The sequence below is a fragment of the Pseudomonas sp. BB438 genome (assembly GCF_057180225.1).
Map to the genome: position 1 here is coordinate 825751 of NZ_CM170001.1, position 15598 is coordinate 841348.

General features: G+C 68.0%; 16 protein-coding genes. 7 read left to right on the forward strand and 9 right to left on the reverse strand.

Annotated elements, in window-relative coordinates; translation table 11 throughout:
• Positions 1–52: 52 nt before the first annotated feature.
• From amn to AC1ZV1_RS04025, 3 genes are all read left to right on the forward strand, one after another.
• A complete protein-coding gene (amn, locus tag AC1ZV1_RS04015; RefSeq protein ID WP_484295604.1) occupies positions 53–1537 on the forward strand; it encodes an AMP nucleosidase in 1485 nt (494 codons plus the stop codon).
• Positions 1538–1619: 82 nt separating this feature from the next.
• Positions 1620–2396 (forward strand): deoxyribose-phosphate aldolase, encoded by a 777-nt coding sequence (gene deoC / locus AC1ZV1_RS04020; protein ID WP_484295605.1) that lies wholly within the window; start codon positions 1620–1622, stop codon positions 2394–2396.
• 116 nt (positions 2397–2512) lie between these two features.
• Positions 2513–3076 carry a hypothetical protein gene (locus AC1ZV1_RS04025; protein ID WP_484295606.1) on the forward strand — a complete coding sequence of 188 codons (564 nt, stop codon included), beginning with the start codon at positions 2513–2515 and terminating at the stop codon, positions 3074–3076.
• A gap of 83 nt (positions 3077–3159) precedes the next feature.
• Here AC1ZV1_RS04025 and AC1ZV1_RS04030 read toward each other — a convergent pair whose 3' ends face one another.
• Complete coding sequence (locus AC1ZV1_RS04030; protein ID WP_484295607.1) at positions 3160–4212, reverse strand: MBL fold metallo-hydrolase; 1053 nt, start codon at positions 4210–4212, stop codon at positions 3160–3162.
• Positions 4213–4302: 90 nt separating this feature from the next.
• Here AC1ZV1_RS04030 and AC1ZV1_RS04035 point away from each other — a divergent pair, with 90 nt between their 5' ends.
• Positions 4303–4929 carry a pseudouridine synthase gene (locus AC1ZV1_RS04035; protein ID WP_484295608.1) on the forward strand — a complete coding sequence of 209 codons (627 nt, stop codon included), beginning with the start codon at positions 4303–4305 and terminating at the stop codon, positions 4927–4929.
• 20 nt (positions 4930–4949) lie between these two features.
• On the opposite strand, the gene AC1ZV1_RS04040 is transcribed toward AC1ZV1_RS04035, so the two are convergent.
• A complete protein-coding gene (locus AC1ZV1_RS04040) occupies positions 4950–5153 on the reverse strand; it encodes a DUF2788 domain-containing protein (RefSeq protein WP_015475469.1) in 204 nt (67 codons plus the stop codon).
• 304 nt (positions 5154–5457) lie between these two features.
• Positions 5458–5937, reverse strand: a complete 480-nt coding sequence (locus AC1ZV1_RS04045) for an Lrp/AsnC family transcriptional regulator (protein ID WP_484295609.1) — start codon at positions 5935–5937, stop codon at positions 5458–5460.
• 439 nt (positions 5938–6376) lie between these two features.
• Between AC1ZV1_RS04045 and AC1ZV1_RS04050 the strand changes: the two genes are divergently transcribed.
• Positions 6377–7528 (forward strand): DUF6515 family protein, encoded by a 1152-nt coding sequence (locus tag AC1ZV1_RS04050; RefSeq protein WP_484295610.1) that lies wholly within the window; start codon positions 6377–6379, stop codon positions 7526–7528.
• On the opposite strand, the gene AC1ZV1_RS04055 is transcribed toward AC1ZV1_RS04050, so the two are convergent.
• From AC1ZV1_RS04055 to AC1ZV1_RS04065, 3 genes are read right to left on the reverse strand one after another with little or no spacing between them, the layout of a single operon-like run.
• On the reverse strand, positions 7521–8417 hold the full coding sequence (locus AC1ZV1_RS04055; RefSeq protein ID WP_253449042.1) for a cation diffusion facilitator family transporter: 897 nt from the start codon (positions 8415–8417) through the stop codon (positions 7521–7523). The two genes, AC1ZV1_RS04050 and AC1ZV1_RS04055, sit on opposite strands and share 8 nt — an antisense overlap.
• Positions 8417–8929, reverse strand: a complete 513-nt coding sequence (locus tag AC1ZV1_RS04060) for a DinB family protein (RefSeq protein WP_484295611.1) — start codon at positions 8927–8929, stop codon at positions 8417–8419. The genes AC1ZV1_RS04055 and AC1ZV1_RS04060 overlap by 1 nt, the downstream gene beginning before the upstream one ends.
• A 1-nt stretch (position 8930) precedes the next feature.
• Positions 8931–9347: a polyribonucleotide nucleotidyltransferase gene (locus AC1ZV1_RS04065; protein ID WP_259759135.1), complete on the reverse strand. Its 417-nt coding sequence runs from the start codon at positions 9345–9347 to the stop codon at positions 8931–8933.
• A gap of 193 nt (positions 9348–9540) precedes the next feature.
• Here AC1ZV1_RS04065 and hrpB point away from each other — a divergent pair, with 193 nt between their 5' ends.
• Entirely contained in the window at positions 9541–12072 is a 2532-nt protein-coding gene (gene hrpB, locus AC1ZV1_RS04070; protein ID WP_484295612.1) for an ATP-dependent helicase HrpB, read from the forward strand.
• Positions 12073–12178: 106 nt separating this feature from the next.
• Here the strand turns inward: hrpB and AC1ZV1_RS04075 are convergent, their stop codons facing one another.
• Together AC1ZV1_RS04075 and AC1ZV1_RS04080 are read right to left on the reverse strand one after the other, a co-directional pair.
• Positions 12179–12943: a substrate-binding periplasmic protein gene (locus AC1ZV1_RS04075; protein ID WP_484295613.1), complete on the reverse strand. Its 765-nt coding sequence runs from the start codon at positions 12941–12943 to the stop codon at positions 12179–12181.
• Between the two features lie 104 nt (positions 12944–13047).
• Entirely contained in the window at positions 13048–14130 is a 1083-nt protein-coding gene (locus AC1ZV1_RS04080; RefSeq protein WP_484295614.1) for an endonuclease/exonuclease/phosphatase family protein, read from the reverse strand.
• A 142-nt stretch (positions 14131–14272) separates the two neighbouring features.
• On the opposite strand from AC1ZV1_RS04080, the gene AC1ZV1_RS04085 reads away from it, so the two are divergent.
• A complete protein-coding gene (locus AC1ZV1_RS04085; protein ID WP_484295615.1) occupies positions 14273–15109 on the forward strand; it encodes an SDR family oxidoreductase in 837 nt (278 codons plus the stop codon).
• A gap of 46 nt (positions 15110–15155) precedes the next feature.
• Here the strand turns inward: AC1ZV1_RS04085 and AC1ZV1_RS04090 are convergent, their stop codons facing one another.
• The gene (locus tag AC1ZV1_RS04090) at positions 15156–15587 is read right to left on the reverse strand and encodes a VOC family protein (protein WP_484295616.1); all 432 of its coding nucleotides are present in this window, start codon (positions 15585–15587) and stop codon (positions 15156–15158) included.
• Between the last annotated feature and the right edge of the window lie 11 nt (positions 15588–15598).

A 15598-nucleotide genomic window follows, 5' to 3' on the forward strand; every position in this document is an offset into this window, starting at 1 on the left:
CATCCCTTTCCATGACGGAAGCAGGCAAGATGGATCTGATCGTTCAGACAGGATGCCCACCATGACGCTTTCGACCGGTGACGAGTTCGTCGTCGCCCAGACCGCCGAAGAGGCTGTCGATCAACTGGCCGCGCTGCATGAGCGTGCCACCGGCGCCCTGAACCAGGCGCTCAAGCGGTACCTGAAGGACCGCGAAGTCCCCGACGCGCAGCAGCGCGAACAATTCCGCTACCCGCTGCTGCGGGTGACCTACCTGTGCCAGGGCGAAGTGCCCTCCACGACCCGCGCCTACGCCAAGGTCCAGGTACCCGGCACCTACGCCGTGACCATCACCCAACCCAAGGCCTTCCGCAAATACCTGCTGGAGCAGCTGCGCCCGCTGATGGAAGACTTCACCGTGCGCGTGGAAGTCGGCGTCAGTGCGCAGAACATTCCCTATCCCTACGTGGTGGAAGGCGGCGATGAACTGGGTGGCTCGGGCGTGACCGCCGCCGAGCTGGCGCGGGTCTTCCCCAGCACCGATCTGTCGGCGACCTCCGACGGTGTGGCGGACGGCCTGTACGAGTGGGAGAACGCCGACCCGATGCCGCTGGCGCTGTTCGATGCCGCGCGTACCGACTTCTCCCTGCGCCGCATGGTGCATTACACCGGCAGCGACTGGCGCCACGTGCAGCCGTGGATCCTGCTGACCAACTACCACCGTTACGTCGACCAGTTCATCCACCTGGGCCTGGAGCGCCTGCGCGATGATCCGCGCTTCGTGCGCATGGTCCTGCCGGGCAACGTGGTCATCGAGCGCGGCACCGACGAGGGCGAGGCCAACGCCATCGTCGCCAGCGTCGAGTGGCACCGCTTCCAGATGCCGGCCTACCACCTGATCGCCGAGGACGGCGACGGCGTGACCCTGGTGAACATCGGCGTCGGTCCGTCCAACGCGAAGAACATCACCGACCACCTCGCCGTGCTGCGTCCGCACTGCTGGCTGATGGTCGGCCACTGCGGCGGCCTGCGCCAGTCGCAGACCATCGGCGACTATGTGCTGGCCCACGCCTACATGCGCCGTGACGGCATTCTCGACCGCGTGCTGCCGCCGCATATCCCGATCCCGGCCCTGGCGGAGGTGCAGCTGGCGCTGCAGGAAGCCGCCGCGGTGGTTACCGGCGAGCGCGGCGACCAGCTCAAGCGCCGCCTGCGCACCGGCACCGTGCTCACCTACGACGACCGCAACTGGGAGCTGCACTGGGCCCAGGAACGCCCGCTGATCAATCTGGCGCGGGCCATCGCGGTGGACATGGAAAGCGGCACCATCGCCGCCCAGGGCTATCGCCTGCGGGTGCCCTACGGCACGCTGCTGTGCGTGTCGGACAAACCGCTGCACAGCGAGATCAAGCTGCCTGGCGCCGCCACGGCCTTCTACCAGCGCGCGGTGAGCCAGCATCTGTCCATCGGCATCGCTGCCGTCGACCTGCTGCGCACCCAGCTCAACTCGCTGCACTCGCGCAAGCTGCGCAGTTTCGACGAGCCGCCGTTCCGCTGATCTGCGACAGGGCACGGGGCGGCCGCCAGGGAGATGGTGGTCGTCCTGGCTGCATGAAGAAAGCCGATGGAGACAGTTGCCGATGACCGATCCTCGCAAGACCCCGGCGGGCCGGGTGCTCGCCCTGCTGGACCTGACCTCGCTGAACGCCGGTGATGACCTGCAAAGCACCGTCGACCTCTGCCGCCGCGCCTTGACGCCCTATGGCGAAGTGGCGGCAGTGTGCGTGTGGCCGAAGCTGGTGCATGTTGCCCGGCGCACGCTCAATACCCTGGGCGGGCGCGATGTGCGGGTCGCCAGTGTGTGCAACTTCCCCAGTGGCGACGCGCCGTTGGCCGACGTGGTGGAGGAGGTGCGCAAGACGCTCGCCGAGGGTGCCGACGAGATCGACCTGGTCTACCCCTGGCGCAAGCTCAAGGCTGGCCAGGCGACCGGTGCCGAGGAGCTGGTACGCACCTGCAGGACGCTCTGCGGGCCGTACCATCGGCTCAAGGTGATCCTGGAAACCGGCGAGCTGGCCGAGCCGGAACTCATTCGCACCGCTTGCCGCGACGCCATTGCCGGTGGTGCCGACTACCTCAAGACCAGCACCGGCAAGACGCCGGTGAGCGCCACGCCCGAGGCTGTGCGAGTGATGCTCGACACCATCGAGGAGGAGGGCGGCAAGGTCGGACTGAAAGTCTCCGGGGGCCTGCGTACGCTGGCCGATGCGCAGGCCTATCTGACACTGGCGGAAGAACGTTTCGGCGCTGGCTGGGTCATGCCGGAACACCTGCGGTTCGGCGCGTCCGCGCTGCTCGACGACCTGCTGCGCGAACTGAGTGGCGTGGCGGAGCCGGTCTCCACGCGGAGCTACTGATCGTCCCGCGTTGACGTCGCGTCGGGCGGGCCTAGAATGCTCGCCTTTCGCGCCACGGGGAACCGTGGCGCGTCCCTCCGGTCGGACCTTCGCCGACCTCTTCCGCTGGTGACCCCATGCCGTTCCGCGCCCCTTCGCACCTCACCAATCCGCTGCGCCGCTTTGCCCGTCGACTGGTGGAGAACGGCACGCCCGAAGTCGCCGCGCCGCTTCCCTTGCCGGACAGCATTGCGGGCGAACCCTGGTTCTCCGTGGGCAAGGCGGTGGAAGGCCTGGGTGGCGAGCGGGTGGATGGCTGGTGCCTGGAAGAATGGCCGGGCCTGGCTCTGCGCGCGCGTTTCGGCGCTTGCTGGCGCGATGCCCGGGGCCGCCTGTGGAACGTGCTGCCGGACGGCGAGGCCATCGCCTTCCTGCCTGACCCGAAGCGTCGCTACGAAGGCGTGCCCCTGGCCGAGCAGTTGCACGCCCTGGAGCGCGACGAATTGCTGGATGATTACCTCTGGCTCAGCCGCGAGCTGAGCAAACCGCAGCTGGACGACGAGCGCCGGGAAGTCCGCGAATCCATGTGCCAGCGCCTGGAAAGCTGGCTGGAACTGGGCGGCCGCGGCGACAAGCCGTGCCCGTGCCACAGCGGCAAGCGCTATCGCAACTGCTGCAGCAAGCGGGTGCGGGAGAACTGATCTACCGGCGGCATCTGGCAGGTCAGCGCTGACTTTCCGCTGCAGGAGCGGGCCATGCCCGCGATCGCGTGCATGGCGCGGTCCTACAGTGAAGCGTCTGGCATCGGCGGCACCAGCCACTGCTCCCCCGGCTTCGGCGCGCGGAAACGTTCCGCCGCGACGCCTCGTTGCTGCAGCGCCGCCGCCAGGTCGCTGACGGGCGTGAACTGGCCTTCGTCGCTCAGGCGGAAGGTACCGAAGTGGATCGCCATGCTGCACTGCGAATCCAGGTGCTGGTGCGCCTGCACCGCGTCGTCCGGGTTCATGTGGTGGTGGCGCATGAACCAGCGCGGCTCGTAGGCGCCGATCGGCAGGGCGGCAAAACGCATGGGTCCGAAGCGCCGGTGCATCAGGCTGAACTCCTCGCCCAGCCCGGTATCGCCGGGGAACAGCACTGGCCCATCCGGCGATTCCAGCACGAAGCCCATCCACAGCGTGCGGTTGGTGTCGCGCCGCGAGCGCGCCGACCAGTGCTGCGCCGGCACGCCGGTGAGCAGCATGCCCTCGGGCATCGGCAGGCTCTGCCACCAGTCCAGCTCGTCGATGTCGGTAAAGCCGCAGGCGCGGATCAACTCGCCATTGCCCAGGCCGGTCACCACCTTCGCGGACGGGAAGCGCCGGGCCAGCTCGCGCAGGCTGTGGATATCCAGATGGTCGTAGTGGTTGTGGCTGACCAGGATCAGGTTGATCGGCGGCAGTTCGTCCAGCGCCAGGCCGGGCGGATGAACGCGCTTGGGGCCGGCGAAGCTGAACGGGCTGGTGCGCTCGCACCAGAGCGGATCGGTGAGGATGTTCAGGCCGCGGTGCTGGATCAGCAGGGTGGCGTGGTTGATATAGGTGACGCGCAGCTCGTTGCCCTCGACGCGGACCGGCGTTTCCGGACGGACATCCGGACCGGGCTGGGCAATCCACGCCGCCAGTCGGCCGCGTTCGCGCTGCCATTTGAGGAAGGCGCGCAGGCCGTGATGCGGCTGGCGGTCGAGGTTGTGAAAGCGCTGACCGTCGAAATGAGGGCTTTGCGCGCCGCGATAACGGGCGCCGAGGCGACCGCTGAGGTTCTGCAAGGTGATCAGCCAGGTGGGGTGGCTCATGGGCATGCTCGTGCGCGCTCTTGCGATGAGTACTCGGCACAACCTAGCATGCCGGGCATTCGTCGTACCCCATCCCCGGTTACCAGTCTTTTCGCCATGTCCCGTCCACCACGCCCCGCCAATCGCCGTCCCGCCGCCCGTCCCGCCCCTCGCCGCGTTGCCAAGGCGCCGCCGGCGCAACCGAAGCTGATCCTGCTGAACAAACCGTTCGACGTGCTGACGCAGTTCAACGACAGCGAAGGCCGCGCGACGCTGAAGGATTTCGTCGATGTGCCGGGTGTTTATCCCGCTGGTCGCCTGGACCGTGACAGCGAAGGGCTGCTGTTGCTGACCAATGATGGGCGTCTGCAGGCACGCATCGCCGATCCCAGGCACAAGCTGCCGAAGACGTATTGGGTGCAGGTGGAAGGCGAGCCGAGCGACGAGCAACTCGAGCAGTTGCGCAAGGGCGTGCAGCTCAACGATGGTCCGACCCTGCCGGCCGAGGCGCGGCCGCTGGAGGCGCCGCAGTTATGGGAGCGTGACCCGCCGGTGCGCTTCCGCAAGTCGGTGCCGACGGCCTGGCTGGAGCTGATAATCCGCGAAGGACGCAACCGTCAGGTGCGGCGGATGACGGCGGCGGTCGGCCTGCCCACGCTGCGCCTGGTGCGCGTGCGTATCGGGCCCTGGCAGCTGGATGGGCTGCAGCCGGGACAGTGGCGGGAAGTCAGCCCCGAGCTCTGAAACCCGGGGCGCGGCGCGGATCAGAACCCGCCTTCGAGCCCGGCGACGACCACGGACTTGATCAGGAAGCCGAGTACGCCCAGGCCCAGCGCGAAGAACAGCACCATGGTGCCCATGCGGCCGGCCTTGGACTTCTTGGCGAGGTCCCAGACGATGAAGGCCATGAACAGGATCAGGCCGGTTACCAGGCCATACATCATCCAGTCTTCGAAACTTTCGTTCATTACAGCTCCTGCCCGGTGCGGAGGTTGTCCGAGGGACGCCGGGGCGCGGTGGTGGTGAAGAAGGCGCGCATTATACGCATGCGACGCTTTGTCGTTCAGAGCCGTTCATAAAATGATCAGTTCCTGCCGTGGGATGGTCGGATCGGCTTGGAAAATCCCGCGGACATGGCGTTGGCGGGGAAATCTGCGGTATCGATTTCGTTCGGCAGGAGCAGGGGTGCGCTGCTGTGTCGCAGGGGCGCCGGCTCTGCCCGCAGCCGGAGTCGAGACTCGCACCGGCATCTCGGCGAAGTGCAGACGGCAATCAGGCGCGCAGGTGATCCAGCGGCAGTTCGGTGCTCGCCAGCACGTTGCGCAGCACGAAGCTCGACCGCACGCTGGTCACGCCTTCGATGCGGGTCAGTGTGCCGAGCAGGAAGTGCTGGTAATGCTCCATGTCCGGCACCATCACCTTCAGCTGGTAGTCCGCGTCCATGCCGGTCACCAGGCTGCACTCCAGCACCTCGGGGCACTTGCCGATGATCTGCTGGAAGTGCTCGAAACGCTCCGGCGTGTGTCGGTCCATGCCGATCAGCACGAAGGCCGTGAGGCTCAGGCCGAGTTTCTTGCTGTCCAGCAGGGCGACCTGGCGGACGATGTAGCCGTCGTCCTCGAGCTGCTTGACTCGCCGCGAGCAGGGCGAGGGCGACAGGCCGATGCGTTCGGCCAGCTCTTGATTGGAGATGCGCGCGTCGCGTTGCAGTTCGGCAAGAATTCGCAGGTCGTAGCGGTCCAGCTTGTCCATGAAAGCCTCGTTTTTAGTTTAAATTGCGCTCGTGGCGTAATTTTTAGGTATTTGTTGCCCAAGTGGTGCCTGAATGAGCAATCTTAGCAATCATTTCCCCGCTCTGTCGCCTTACTATTTCTTCCAGATTCACAGCCCGGACATCACGTCCCCTGCGATCCGCCCAATCAGGCGTTTCGCGGCCCGCCGACCCCACAGGATCGCGCTGGCCACCGGGCTACGCACTGCCCAGAAGGCGGAGCGAGGTGAGCCGGCGCCAACAGCGACGAGCAGGACGAGATTCCGGAAGGGAGGCTGACGAGCCTCCCTTTTTTCTTGCCCGCGATTTGCCTCGCCATCTTTACCCTGACTTTACCCAACGCCCTGCAATGGCGGCGTTTTGCCGTGGTCTATGGCAATGTCACATCACGGTTTCGGCTGTCGCCGAAGTGAGGAATCCATGAAGTCGGGTATCGGCCGGTTCGCCACGTTCGCTGTGCTTTCTCTGGCCGTCGCGGTCCAGGCGCTGGCGGCCGACGGGCCCGATATGCAGGGCCAGGGCCACCCGCCGGCGAACGGCGGTGGCGGGCAGTCCCAGGGGCGCCCGCAGGGCAATGGCGGTGGTCATCAGCAAGGTAACAATGGCGGCCAGTGGCAGGGTCACTCGCAGGGCAATAACGGCGGCCAGGAGCACGGGCGTCCGCAGGGCAACCCTGGTGGGCAGTGGCAGGGCCATTCGCAGGGTAACAACGGCGGGCAGTGGCAGGGCCATTCGCAGGGTAACAACGGCGGGCAGTGGCAGGGCCATTCGCAAGGTAACAACGGCGGTCAGTGGCAAGGCCATTCGCAGAGCAACGCTGCTGGTCAGTGGCAGGGCCATCCGCAGGCCAACACCGGCGGTCAGGAGCAAGGCCGTCCGCAGGGCACTCCCGGAGGGCAGTGGCAGGGCCACCCGACGGGCAACACCGGTGGCCAGTGGCAGGGCCGTCCACAGGGCGACGATCACGGTAGTCCTGGCTGGCAGGGCGGTGGTCGTCCGCCATCGGTGGGCTGGCAGGGGCGCCCGCCGGCGTCCCATGGCAACTGGGGACCGCATCCGTCCTACTGGCGACCGGGCTATGTCGTGGACAACATGCCGAGCGGCCACTACCGCGTGCCCTATCGCGGCAGCGATTACTACTTCAACGACGGCTACTGGTATCGCCCGTATGGCTCCCGCTATGTCGTCGTGACGCCGCCCTACGGTGTGCGGGTGCGCTACCTGCCGTCCTATGCCGAACAGGTGTGGATCGGCAGCATCGGCTACTTCCTCGCCGCCGGCACCTATTACCTCTGGCAGGCCGGCTCGCAGGACTACGAAGTCGTGGAGCCGCCCCAGCAGCCGCAGACGGTGGCCGTGACGCAGTCGCCTTATGAGGTGGTCGCCTATCCGATGTACAACCAGAGCCCGGACCAGCAAGCCCGCGACCATTATGAGTGCCACGGCTGGGCGGTGCAGCAGAGTGGTTTCGACCCGGCCTCTGCGAGTTACGCGCCGCCGGCCTACGTTGCCGACAACTATCGCCGCGCCCTGGGCGCCTGCCTGAGCGGGCGTGGTTACAGCATCAACTGATGGTTTCCTTGCCCACCACTTCCTGTGGGTCGGCGTGCACCAGCACCTCGGCCCGCGGGAATTCCTTGTGGATCGCCAGCACCGCCTCGTCGCACAGGTGGTGCGCCTTCGACAGTGACAGTTCGCCGGGCAGCTCGAGGTGCAACTGGACGAACCAGTGCGTGCCGGAAATCCGTGTGCGCAGGTCATGTGCGCCGAGCACGCCGGGCACTTCACGCACCAGTTCGAGCATGCGTGTGCTGACGTCGGGCGGCAGTTCCTCGTCCATCAGCACCGCGACGGATTCGCGGGCGATCTGGAACGAACTCCAGAGAATGTACAGCGCGATGCCCAGGCCGAAGATGGCGTCCATCTGCTGCCAACCGAACTGCGCCAGCAGCAGCGCCACCAGGATGCTGCTGTTGAGCAGCAGGTCCGAGCGGTAGTGCAGCGAATCCGCGCGGATGGCGTTGGAGCCGGTGATCTTCACTACGTAGCCCTGCACCATCAGCAAACCGGCGGTGAGCGCCAGCGACAGGATCATCACGGCGACACCCCAGCCCACCGCTTCCACTGGCTCGGGGTGCTGCAGGCGATCGATGGCCTGGGTGCCGACCAGCACGGCGCTGACCGCGATGAACAGCGCCTGGGCCAGTCCGGAGAGTGATTCCGCCTTGCCATGGCCGTAGCGATGGTCATCGTCCGCCGGGCGAATGGCGTAGTGCACCGCCAGCAGATTGAGGAAGGACGCGGCACCGTCGAGCAGCGAGTCGGTGAGGCCGGCCAGCAGGCTGACCGAGCCGCTGAGCCACCAGGCGATGGCCTTGGCGACGATCAGGGTGGTGGCGACGCCGAGCGACGCGAAGGTCGCCAGCCGCATGAGGTGGGCGTGGCTGGCGTGCTTGAGCATCAGTTGTCCAGACGGTTGGGAAGAAAGTAGATGTAGTCCAGCAGCGGCGCCTTCTGGCCCAGCGCGGTGAGCGCGGCGCTCATCTGTCCACGGTGGTGGGTGCCGTGGTTCACCAGGTGCTGGACGATGTTCGCCAGGCTCTGGCGGTGTTCCTGCCCGGCCATGTTGCGGTAGTCCAGCTGGGTGCCGAGGGTGGCGTCGCTCTGCTTGCTCAGCCACAGGCGCCAGGCACCGACGCCGTCCATGAGGAAGTCTTCGAGGCCGGCGCGGTCGGGCGCGGCCTCGGCGTCGAGCCGTTCGAACTGCCAGGGCTCTCGCTGCACACGGGCGAACCAGATGCGATCGACCACCGCGAGGTGGTTGAGGGTGCCGTGCAGGCTGCCGAAGAACAGCCCGCGCGGTGCGCGGTAGGCCTCCTCATCCAGCGGCGCGACGGCCTCCAGGATGCGTTCGTAGGCCCACTGGTGGTACGCCAGGAGTTGCTGAAGGTGTGAAGCGAGAGCGCCGTGCATGTCAGGCCTCCGGGCGCAGGCCCAGGCTGGCGAGTTGTTGGAGGCTGCCGCTGCGCTGGATCAGACGCGGGTCGTCCAGGGGCAGGCTGCGGCCGGTTTCACGCTCGAGGATCGCCTTGAGTTTAGCCTTGTCCACGCTGCCGTCTTCACTCACCGCATCCTTGAGCTTTTCCGGGGCGACCGAGTACTTCGCGTCGGGCAGGTAGATCGCGCCGGTGGCGAAGTCTACGCCGAAGGCGATCAGCCCCGGGATGATGTAGAACAACAGACCGATGGCGTCGAAGGCGACGATGGCCGGGTCGACGCGGCCGTCGATCTGGCCGCGGCGGTCGGGGTAGAACAGGGTGCCGCAGGCTGTCAGCTGGCTGAACAGGGCGGCGCTCAGAACTGCACAGGAGACTCGGGTGGCAAGACGCATGAAATAACCTCCAGGAGGACGATGCGGATAACTATAACAACGAGTTCTGAACCGCTGCTGGCAGTTTCGCATTAGGCAGCGCGCTCGTTGCTCCTATGACCGTCCGGTTGGCATTGCGGTTCGCCCGCTATAATCGCCGCCCCCCGCGAATGGCGGGTTACCGCCTTATGACACTCGAGTTCCAGGAGCCGGCATGCACGCCCTTCCCATCGACAGCGTCCTCCCCGCCCTGCGCCAGGCACTGGCCGCGCGCCACGAAGTGGTGCTGGAGGCGCCCCCCGGCGCCGGCAAGACCACCCGCGTGCCGCTGGCGCTGCTGGACGAGGCGTGGCTGGCCGGGCAGTCGATCCTGATGCTGGAACCGCGCCGGCTGGCTGCCCGCGCCGCCGCGGAGCGCCTGGCCGGGGAATTGGGCGAGAAGGTCGGCGACACCGTCGGCTACCGCATCCGCCTGGACAGCAAGGTCGGCCCGAAGACACGCATCGAGGTGGTCACCGAAGGCATCCTCGCCCGCCGCCTGCAGGATGACCCGGCGCTGGAGGGCGTGGGGCTGGTGATCTTCGACGAATTCCACGAGCGCTCACTGGATGCCGACCTTGCCCTGGCGCTGACGCTCAACGGTCGCGCGTTGCTGCGTGACGAGCCGCCGCTCAAGGTGCTGGTGATGTCGGCGACGCTGGAGGGTGAGCGGCTCTCCGCGTTGCTGGGCGATGCGCCGGTGGTGCGCAGCGAAGGCCGCATGTTCCCGGTGGATCTCCGCTGGGGCCGCCCGTGGCAGGCTGGCGAGTTCATCGAGCCGCGCGTGGTGCAGACGGTGCAGCAGGCACTGGCCGACGAGCCCGGCAGTCTGCTGGTGTTCCTGCCCGGCCAGGCAGAGATTCGCCGCGTCGCCGAGCAACTGGGCGAGGCGCTGGCCGGCCGTCCCGACATACTGCTTTGCCCGCTGCATGGTGAGCTCGACCTGGATGCCCAGCGCGCCGCCATCGAGCCTGCGCCGGCGGGTAAGCGCAAGGTGGTGCTGGCGACCAACATCGCCGAGACCAGCCTGACCATCGACGGCGTGCGCGTCGTCGTGGACGCCGGGCTGGCGCGGGTGCCGCGCTTCGATCCGGGCAGCGGCATGACGCGCCTGGACACCCAGCGTATCTCCCGCGCCTCCGCGACCCAGCGCGCCGGGCGTGCCGGGCGACTCGAGCCGGGCGCCTGCTACCGCCTGTGGTCGGAGGCACAGCACGATCAACTGCCGGCCTATGGCGCGGCGGAAATCCTCCAGGCCGATCTGGCCGGCCTCGCCCTGCAGCTGGCACGCTGGGGTGTCGCCCCGCAGGAACTGGCCTGGCTCGACCTGCCGCCCGTCGCCGCGTATGCACAAGCCCAGGATCTGCTGGAACGCCTCGGCGCGCTGGCCTCCCGCGCCGGTGGCGGCAGCCTGACGGCCCACGGGCAGGCCATGGCCGAAGTGCCGGCGCACCCGCGTATCGCCCATCTGCTGTTGCGCGGCCATGCGCTGGGGCTGGGGCAACTGGCCTGTGACCTGGCAGCCCTGCTGGGCGAGCGCGATATCCTGCGCGGCAACGACGCCGACCTGCATCACCGCATCGCCTTGCTGGCCGGCGAACAGAACGGCCCGCGCGCCAGCCGTGGCGCGGTGCAGCGCATTCGCCAGCTGGCGCGGCAGTTCAAGGGCTACCTGCGTGGCCCGGCTAGCGAGCCGGTGGCTGACCCCGATCATCCGCGCTGGCTGGGTGGCCTGCTGGCCTTTGCCTACCCCGACCGCATCGCCCGCCAGCGCCGTGCCGGTGGTGGTGAGTACCGCCTGGCCAATGGTCGCGCCGCAGTGTTCGGCGAGCCGGATGCGCTGATGAAGGAAGCCTGGCTGGTGATCGCCGACCTCGGCAGCCGCCAGGGCCAGCGCGAGGAGCGCATCTACCTGGCGGCTGCGCTGGAGCCGGCGCTGTTCGAGACGATCCTTGCCGAGCAGGTCAGCGTCCACGACGAGCTGGAGTGGGACGAGCGCGAAGGTGTGCTGCGCGCCGAGCGCCAGCGCAAGGTCGGCGAACTGGTGCTGTCCACCGAGGCGCTGCCCAACCTCGACGCCGAGGCCCGCAGCCGTGCGTTGCTCGGGCTGGTGCGGCGCAAGGGGCTGGAGCTGCTGCCGTGGACGCCGGAGCTGCGCCAGTGGCAGGCGCGCATCGCCTTGCTGCGCCGACTCGACCTCGAAGGCAAGGGCGAGAGCGAGTGGCCGGACGTCAGCGACGCCGCGCTGCTGGCTTCGCTGGAAGACTGGCTGCTGCCTTACCTGGGCAAGGTCTCGCGGCTGTCGCACTTCGCCAACCTGGAGCTGAGCGGGATTCTCCACGGGCTGCTGCCCTGGCCACTGCCGCAGCGCCTGGACGAGCTGGCGCCGCGCACGCTGCAGGTGCCGTCCGGTTCGAGCATCCGCCTGGACTACAGCGAGTTCCCGCCGGTGCTCGCCGTTCGCCTGCAGGAGCTGTTCGGCCTGGCCGACACGCCGCGCATCGCCGGTGGGCGGGTGGCGCTGAAGCTGCACCTGCTGTCGCCGGCGCAGCGGCCGGTGCAGGTGACCCAGGACCTGGCCAACTTCTGGGGCAGCACCTACGCGGACGTGAAGAAGGATCTGAAGGGACGTTATCCGAAGCACTACTGGCCGGATGATCCGCTGATCGCCGAGCCGACGGCACGCGCCAAGCCGCGCAAGGGATAGGTGCGGCGCAGACGCGATGTGCTCTCTGCAGGAGCGGGCGATGCCCGCTCCTACAGGTCGTCTCCGTCGCTTGAGTGCGCCCCTGTGCCATTCCCGCCTTGCGGAGTCAGGGCAACTTCATCTCGTAACCCGCCGCCTTCAGCTCGTCGTAGGCGTGGTCCAGCCGCGCGCGCAGGCCGTCGGCATCGGGGGCGTGGCGGGAGACGATCAGCTTGGTCGGCACGCTGTACAGATTGTCGAAGGCCAGCGGCGCCATGTTCAGCTCGCGGCGCGCCTGCTCCACCGGTGTCTGGTAGTCGATCAGGTAGTCGCCGCGGCCGCGCTCGAGCATCTGCAACGCGGCGGTGTGAGTGCTGGTGCGGTGCACTTCCAGCTGGAGTTTCGGGTCCGCGAGCATCTCGGTGATCGGCCGCCAGTAGCTGTAGCCGCTGATCAGGATCATCCGGCTGCCGGTCAGTCCGTCGGGCAGTATCGGCGACGAGCGCGAGGCCAGGCGGTAGAGGTTCAGCTCGACATGCCCCAGCACGCGTTCGCACTCCAGCGTGCTGCCCGCCAGCTCCTGCTTGCCCGGTGCGCCGGCCCAGAGCTGCACGCTGCCGTCCTGCAGGCCCAGGTACAGGCGGGCGCTGGGTAGCGGGCGGAAATCGGCGCGATAGCCGGCCTTGAGCAGGATGCGCCGGACCATCTCGGCGCCGCTGCCGCGGGTGCTGCCGTCCGGGGCGGTGTAGGTGTAGGGCGGGAATTCGTAGTAGCCGACGGTCAGTACCGGCAGCGGATGCGGTAGCCGGTCGGCCAGCGTGGGCCTGTCGACGGCGAAGGCATTGAGGCAGAGCAGGGCGACGATCAGCCCGATGAGACGGCGAAAGTGCATGGATACCCGGGGTGCGCGTTGTCGTTGTTATGCGTAGCCGACCGAGCATGGGGCCGCCGCGCCGTGCTTGTCCAGCCTGGCCCGGCGGCGATGTGCCGCAGCGCTCAGTGGGGCAGCAGGAAGCGTGCGGAGAGCGGCAGGTGGTTGGAGATGCGCAGCGTGTCGTGGCGGCGCACGCCGGCCTCCAGGCGGTTCAGGCTGGGGCTGTGGAACAGGTAGTCGAGGGTGCGGTCGGGCTTGTGCACGCGCGGGTCGTTGGGGAAGTGGGTGTACCACTTCTCCTGGTCGGCGCCGCTGGATTCCTCCACCGCCGGGACCACCGGGAAGCGCGCCGCCAGCAGGTTCAGCTCGCTGTTGGCGCGGTAGGGCGCGCGCAGCACTTCCGGCAGGTAGGGGTACTGGCCCAGCGGCAGCAGACCGAGGTCGCCGCCCAGCAGCCAGGGGCGGCCGGCGGCCTGCAGGGTGTTGAGGTGGACTTCGACGGCGTCGACCTGGCGCTGCGGGGTGTCGTCGCCGTTGGGGCGCTCCAGGCGCGTGTTGATCACGCTGAGCTGGCCGCCGCCGCGGATCGGCAGGTCGCTCTGCAGCAGCGCCGGTTGCGGGGCGAACAGGTGCAGCAGCGGGATCGACGAGCGCTGCGGCAGCGCAATGCGCTCGCCGCTGGTGATCTGGAAGCGGCTGAACGTCACCAGCTTGCGTCCGGCGCTGCCGAACACGTGGGGATTGGGGTCGAAGCGCGCCTTCCAGTCGAAGGCGGCGGTGGAGCAGGGGTAGAGATCGGTCAGGCGGTCGCCGATCAGTGCCTGCTGGTCCTGCTTGCCGGTGACGGCTGCGCCATCGTCCACTTCCTGCAGCAGGACGATGTCCGGGGCTTCGTCGCGGATCACCCGCACCACCTCGTCGAGGCTGTAGGCGATGTCCTCGGGGCTGGGGCTGTCGTCGGGGCCGGTGGTGTCGGGCAGGTCGTCCCAGAAGATGTAGCGCTTGCCGGCCAGGTACTGGACGTTCCAGGTCATCACCTTCAGTGCCTGCCCCGGCTGCAGTTGCGGCGCCGGCGCGCGGCACTGCGCGGCAACGGTCTCGCGTTCGGCGGGGTGCCAGGCCAGCAGCCAGGCGGCGGCAGTGATGGCGAGCAGCAGGGCGATGAACAGCACGAAGAGGAAGCGGCGGCGAAGCGAGAGGCTCATGGGTGACCAGGGGCTATGCTTGTTGGGTCCAGAGGATAGTGTCTGCGCCCGCGCATTTCACCTGCGCATTCGCAGCGCGAAGCATTCTGCAACCTTGGGACAGGCTGTGAGCCGCGCACAGCGCTCGCTCCGGGAGGTCGCCATGCCACGCCCGTTGTTCTTCCAGCCGGTCTACCGGCACAAGGTGGTGCTGGTCAGCGGCGGCTGTTCCGGTATCGGTCGCGCCCTGGTGCTGCGCTTCGCCCAGGCCGGGGCTTACCCGGTCATCCTCGATCTCGATCAGGCGGCACTGGACAGCCTGGTGCAGCACCTGCGCGAGCACCTGCATGTCGAAGCCCTCGGCCTGCGCTGCGACATCGCCGACGCCGAGGCGGTGCAGCGTGCCGTGGCACTGGCGGTGGAGCGCTTCGGCGGCATCGACGTGCTGGTGAACAACGCCGGCATCACCCACCGCAGCCTGTTCATCGAGACGGAGCTGGCGGTGTTCCGGCGGGTGATGGCGGTGAATTTCTATGGCGCGCTGCATTGCACCCAGGCCGCACTGCCCAGCCTGCTGGCGCGGCACGGGCAGATTGTCGTGCTCAGCTCGCTGACCGGCTTCGCCCCGCTGCTCTACCGCAGTGCCTACAACGCCAGCAAGCATGCGCTGCACGGGCTGTTCGACACGCTGCGCATGGAGCTGGACGGCACCGGCGTGGCCATCACCCTGGCGTGCCCGGGCTTCACCGCTACTGATCTGCGCAAGAACGCCTTGGTGGGAGACGGCTCGGTGATCCGCCAGCCCGCAGTGGTGTTGGGCGCGGAAGTCGCCTCGCCGCGCGACGTGGCGGAGTCGATCTACCAGGGTGCGCTGCGGCGTCGGCGATTGCTGGTGCTGTCCAACGTCAACTGGCGTGCGCGCCTCCTGGCGCGCTTCTTCCCGCGGCTGTTCGAGAAGCTGCTGGTGCCGAAGATGTCGGGGCTGCGTCCCGGGCACTGAGCAGGTTCGCGGTAAATCGCACGGCAATTGCAGGGGAGAGCGGCGATCAGTGCGAGTGGGTATCGAATCCACCGCCGGCCAGCGCCATGTCCCAGAACGACGCTTCGACCTTGTGCCCATCCAGGTCGCGGATGAAGCAGCCGTAGTAAGGGTCGCCATACAGCGGGCGCGGACCCGGCGCGCCTTCGTCGGTGGCGCCGGCGGCGATCGCGGCACGGTAGAAGGCGTCCACCTGCTCGCGGGAGTTGGCCATGAAGCCGACGTGCGTGCCGTTGCCGACCGTGGCCGGGCGCCCGTTGATGGGGGCCTGCAGCCAGAACTCGGGGAAGGCGCGGCCGTAAGCCACGGCGCCAGGGTGCTCCATGATCGGCTGGCAACCCAGGGTCGGCAGCACGGCGTCATAGAACGCCTTGGCGCGCGGGTAGTTGTTGGTGCCGATGGAAATGTGCGAAAGGCAGCTGGGCGGGAAGTCGCTCACGGCGAGTCTCC